Origin of the sequence: Bacillus sp. JJ634 (assembly GCF_036962285.1) — a bacterium.
Taxonomy (GTDB): Bacteria; Bacillota; Bacilli; order Bacillales; family DSM-1321; genus Peribacillus; species Peribacillus asahii_A.
Genome location: NZ_JBALMU010000022.1, coordinates 1 through 5,289, shown reverse-complemented (window position 1 = coordinate 5,289; position 5,289 = coordinate 1). Strand labels below are relative to the sequence as shown.

Below are 5,289 nucleotides of genomic sequence, written 5' to 3'. Positions count from 1 at the left end.
TAAATCTTCACGAAACATTCCTTCTTTCATTTTGAAATCAGGGTAGTAGTTGTAGTCCACCTCACTTTGTAAACCAATTTACATCCACTTGGGGAATTAAATGGTAAAAGGAACCATATAAAATTATGAAAGGGGGAGAATCATAAAATGCGGATGACCAACAACTATGTTCATGCGAGTATGGTTTACATTATGACTAACATGGAAGCAATGAATGCGGTCATTGCCTTTTACAGGGATATGAATGGGATGCTTACTTTTGTCGGATTATACCCAACATATGGAAAAGGTACCGGTGCAAAGGAGGTCTCAACTGCAACACCAAACGATGGAATTGATCCCCTTATGTCAGAAGGCTCACTAACTTTGTCCCCTGATGGCCGTTTCCTATTTGCAGTTAATACAGGCAGCAATAGTATAAGTAGTTTTATCGTATCCGACAGCGGAAAACTTATTCTCGTGGATGTGAAGCCATCAGGAGGCACTCAGCCCAATAGCATAGGTGTGTTCGGTAATCTTCTCTATGTTTCCAATGTGGGTGATCCAGCTAATCAATTTACATCCAATATTTCGGGTTTTCGTATAGAGGATAGTGGGCACCTTACTCATATCCCAGGATCTATTCATTCCCTAAGTACCATTAATGCTCAGCCTGTGCAAATTCTTTTCACTCGGGATGGCAGTAAAATGGTTGTACCCGAGCTTACTACAAACCATCTCAGTGTATTCCATGTTAATAAAAGTGGTACTCTTACCGGACCAATTATTAACGAATCTAATGGTATGACACCGTTTGGCTCTTTTTTCCTTTCCTCAGGACTGCTTTTGGTTTCGGAGGCAGGTTCTAATGCGCTATCATCATATTCGTTAAGTGACAATGGGATACTTAATGTAATTAGTGGCTCTGTACCGACCGGCCAAAAAGCCACTTGCTGGGTTACTACAGCGAGGAATGAGCAATTTGCTTACGCTATCAACACCTTAAGCGGCACAATAACCACCTATAGTATTGATCGTAACGGTGCACTAACAGTTGTCGGGCATACTACTAGTACACCAGCAGGGACAGCAACTGGCTTGCCAATGAATGTTGCAGTGAGTAAGGATGGCCGAAATCTTTACACTCTAAATGGGAATCAGGGTACAGTATCAGTATTTAATATCAATGATGATGGTAGTCTAGTAAGAATACAAGTTGCTGAATGGGCCAAACTTCCTTATTTTGGATCGCAAGGTTTATCTGTCCTTTGATTGTATCGGGTTCACCATACTGGGTGCAATAGAAAAATACAAAAGTTACTTAAAAAAGGCTGCCGACATACTGGTAGCTTTTGTTATGAGACAACATAATTCCTAAGCAAGATTGTGAAGAAATGTACTGTGCGAAACGTTTCCTTATAAGTGCCAAAGCACGAAATAGGGGAATGGCTGAAAAGCAATTACAACTGATTAATCGAAACTCGGAATGAAAGCCGTCATGTTGAGCTGAAACGAGTTATCTGATACTCCTACATGCACCGAATGGTAGTAGCCTGAACGTGTATGAAGCTAGGTGAAGTCGGCTGAAATGTACCTAAGTTCTTAAACAGAATATGGTTCATGATAGGTCGGGATGCTACAAAATATCTAAGGTGAGAATGTCCAGATGGACTGACGAACTTGCGAATGTACGGGTCTAGATTTTTGATACGCTCGAAAGACGTATACTGTAAGTGCAGGGTCAAACACCGAAAAGTACGACTAGTACATAGGAACCTCGGAATATCTAACAAATGAGGATATGGAGTTGACAGGCTTAAATAAGCACCTGCGGATATATGTATAGCTAGGTTAATCGGAACGTTGTAAGTAAGAAACATCTACTATTAAACGACTACTATCGGGATGGTGTCTATAAGATAAGCATTTATCGAAGTGACTTTATTCTTATGAAAGTAGGTACATAGTATCATTTAAGTGTGTAACGAGCGTGAAGGGATGGTCCCGAGTCTTCTCTTTGGAAACTAAGTCAATTAAATGAAACTCACAGGGTCGAGTAGGATGATGGGATTTTCCGCAAGGAAGGAGAAACAATCCATCGATGAGTACAGCTATTTAATTGCTTTAGTCTAAAAGAATAAGATGGAACGCCTAATGCGGTGAAAGTCGCACGTTGGGTGTGGAGCAGGGGAAAAGATGGAGATTACATCAAAGTCTTACCTATTGCTATTAAAGTAACGAAGCATGTTAGTGGAATAACACTTGTTAAAATATAAAGGTACCTGCTTAATAAACAGGTACCAATTAACTATCTAAAAGCATCGTTTTGTTAGTATTTTTCCATTTTTAATATCCACCTAAAGAATAGTCTCCTGGTCCAATCAAAGCTAAACCCACCGAGACTACAATTAAAAATAGGTTATACTCGAATCCTCCAGCTGTAACGGAAAAACCTTTTGGACCATGAACTTTAACAATAGCCCCTAGCATTACTAAAACAATAAGGAGTGCACCTATAGGAAGAAATATTCCCAGTATAAACAAAATAGCAGCCAATAGCTCAGCAATCCCACTAAACGTTGCTATAATTACCCCTGGCTTTATGCCGATTGATTCAAACCATCCTCCAGTCCCTTTAATACCGTGACCTCCAAACCAGCCGAAAAGTTTTTGACAACCATAAAAAAAAAATATAAATCCAATCATTAGACGTATAAGGAGTAATCCTAAGTCTGCCATTTAATCAACCTCCATAAAATAGAAACTCTACTCTTTGTAATTCCCTAAAAATTTTATTTTATTCAGGAATCATAAAGTGAGATTACTTTATGTGGTCTTATAAAATATTCTTAGTAAGACCTAAGGCTTTAATTATCAGGTAGCTTTCTTTAATAAGGAGTAGAGCTTTTTCTGTTGTTACATTTTTAATTCGATTCTATGTGGGTATGAACTTCTGTTTTTTAATTAATTTATTTTCCACCAAAGTTGCTATGTCATGTGCACTTCGTATATCTAAATTTGAATTAACTAGAATGACTAGATCAACTACAACGTTATTACCGTAATTCCTTGCTTTTATACTTTTTACACCTTTTACTCCAGTATCCTCCTGATTTATTGATATATAGGATTTTTTTATTTCGAAAAATGGTTCTTCTTATCCTGCTGATTTGTAAATAAGACTTGCCTTAACGCATATTCGAATGACCATGTAAATATAAATAGAGCAGAAGGAGTATTTTGGGGAGGTTATAGAATGAACGGGGATGATACATCTTTGCATGCTGATACTGGTGTTACATCTGGATTGTTCGTTGAGCGCTCTTTAAATGAAATTCGTTTTTGGGCTAGAATCATGAAAGAACATTCTTTATTTCTTCGATTGGGTTTTAGAGCAGAAGATACTCAACTAATTCAAGAGGCTAATCAATTTTATCAATTATTTGAATACATCGAACAAACTGCACATTCCTTTAATGATCAAACAGATCCCGAACAAATAAGAAGATTTAATTCAGAGGTACAACAGGCTGCAACTAATATTTTCTTATTTAAACGGAAAGTATTAGGACTAATTCTCACATGCAAATTGCCGGGGGCAAATAATTTCCCACTATTAGTTGACCATACAAGTAGGGAAGCTAATTATTTTAGAAAACGATTGATTGAATTAAATGAAGGAAAATTACAAGCGCTTCCAGATGCTATTATTAAAGAGAATGTCTTCTTCTTAAGGATTATGGCAGACCATGCTAAATTTATTGGTCATCTCCTTGATCCTTCAGAAAGAAAACTAGTTGATTTAGCACAGAATTTCAGCAATGATTTTGATCAATTGCTGTATCAAGCAAGGGATTTAGAATCTATGAGGCCACAATCTCAAACAGTTCCTCTTTTAGATCAATTCCTTGATCAAAATCGGGTGTCGGTCGCATCTCTTAGGGACTTCAAAAAAACAGCCCGTGATTTAATTGAGCAATGTAAAATAAAGAGCATTATTCATCCCCTATTAGCAGATCATGTTTTCCGAGAAGCTGATAGGTTCCTAGAAATCATTGATATGTTTGATGCGCACCTTACAGGTGGTGCCAAATAAAGCGGATAACGGCAAAAGTTAAAGAATGTGCATGTGGGTCTAATAAAGCATGCTAGTTGTAGTATGAATAAAAAAGTATCTATCACGCCTAAATTGTAAATGATAACACAATAAAGGCGGTGTGATACTTGGCTAACAGGAGCGTTAATTGAAGAATTAAGTAGATATTATGAGTGAGGTCAGATTTTAGTTATTCAATTAAAGGGCGCAATTCTGCAGTAAGAATTGTGCTCTTTCTTCATGTTTAGGGCCAGATTCTGGAGTAAACAGTTGTGGTACTATGCTAAGGTTAGGAAGATATTGTGAAGAAATATACTTAAAGTAAACCAGCTAATAGTTTGTCAATATTTTTCAATAAAAGATTAAAATCATAGATGATATACTAAAAAGCGCATACCAAATAACCTTCCGTTTTCTCTCGAATGGAAAGTTTTGAGTTATTTAGTTAGACATAGTTTTTAAGCTTTATCATGGAAGGTTGATTTGCTTAAGGCATAGATCCAGTGTAAGATCTTATTTACACAAGCAATGACGGCAACTCTAAAAGGTTTACCTTCATCACGTTTTTTATCGTAGAACTCAAGTAGTTTCTTGTGATGATTTTATCTGTGTAGTCTTTTGCGTCCTGTTACCATGAATTCCACACCGTACAGCCATATATAACGCTCGTCTTAGTCGGATAGACCCTTGTTTAGTGAAACAAACAAAACGTAACTCCAAAATAAGCAACTTTTGTTGTTTATTTTGGAGTTACTTGACGTTTACTTTTATTAAAGTACTTGCCTTTAGTTTAATAGAAATGATGCTACTCCGAATCCTTTAGTTAAATTAAGATTATTTGAAAGAGGATATATAGGCTTGGCCATAATTAGAAAATCCAAGTTTTAATTGGTTCCTCTTTGTTTATTATTTCTTTTGTAGACATTTAACTAAACATTTGACTAAGTCTTCAATACACTTTTCGGGGTTTTTCCCATCCTTTATACATTTTTTGAAATCTTTTATACATTTATCAATACATGGATTTGGCGGTTTCGGCTTCATTTCCGTACCATCCTCCTTTACTGTTAATATATTTCAATATATGTTTAAGATGGAACTGTGCTTGAGTAAATGACTAGATGTTATGTTACTCTCGTAAAAAATTTTTAAATAATTGTTATTTTTGTAATGATTTACTCATTGAACTAGTCTAGTAGAAGGGAAAAAAATCT

4 protein-coding genes and 1 pseudogene are annotated in these 5,289 nt (G+C 36.2%); 2 read left to right on the top strand and 3 right to left on the bottom strand.

Annotation, left to right across the window (positions count from 1 at the left end; genetic code table 11):
• Positions 1-147: 147 nt before the first annotated feature.
• Entirely contained in the window at positions 148-1,251 is a 1,104-nt protein-coding gene (locus V7068_RS04015) for a lactonase family protein (protein WP_499711203.1), read from the top strand.
• 1,074 nt (positions 1,252-2,325) lie between these two features.
• On the opposite strand, the gene V7068_RS04010 is transcribed toward V7068_RS04015, so the two are convergent.
• Positions 2,326-2,718 (bottom strand): DoxX family protein, encoded by a 393-nt coding sequence (locus V7068_RS04010; RefSeq protein WP_499711202.1) that lies wholly within the window; start codon positions 2,716-2,718, stop codon positions 2,326-2,328.
• A gap of 196 nt (positions 2,719-2,914) precedes the next feature.
• Positions 2,915-3,058 (bottom strand): cation transporter dimerization domain-containing protein, encoded by a 144-nt coding sequence (locus V7068_RS04005; protein ID WP_499711204.1) that lies wholly within the window; start codon positions 3,056-3,058, stop codon positions 2,915-2,917.
• Between the two features lie 177 nt (positions 3,059-3,235).
• On the opposite strand from V7068_RS04005, the gene V7068_RS04000 reads away from it, so the two are divergent.
• The gene (locus V7068_RS04000; RefSeq protein WP_499711200.1) at positions 3,236-4,075 is read left to right on the top strand and encodes a DUF2935 domain-containing protein; all 840 of its coding nucleotides are present in this window, start codon (positions 3,236-3,238) and stop codon (positions 4,073-4,075) included.
• Positions 4,076-4,533: 458 nt separating this feature from the next.
• Here the strand turns inward: V7068_RS04000 and V7068_RS03995 are convergent.
• A pseudogene (locus tag V7068_RS03995) lies at positions 4,534-4,780 on the bottom strand (IS110 family transposase); the annotation flags it as partial.
• Positions 4,781-5,289: the final 509 nt, after the last annotated feature.

Coding starts and splice junctions, on each gene's coding strand:
- V7068_RS04015 (WP_499711203.1), top strand. CDS start 148: ATGCGGATGACCAACAACTATGTTCATGCGAGTATGGTTTACATTATG.
- V7068_RS04010 (WP_499711202.1), bottom strand. CDS start 2,718: ATGGCAGACTTAGGATTACTCCTTATACGTCTAATGATTGGATTTATA.
- V7068_RS04000 (WP_499711200.1), top strand. CDS start 3,236: ATGAACGGGGATGATACATCTTTGCATGCTGATACTGGTGTTACATCT.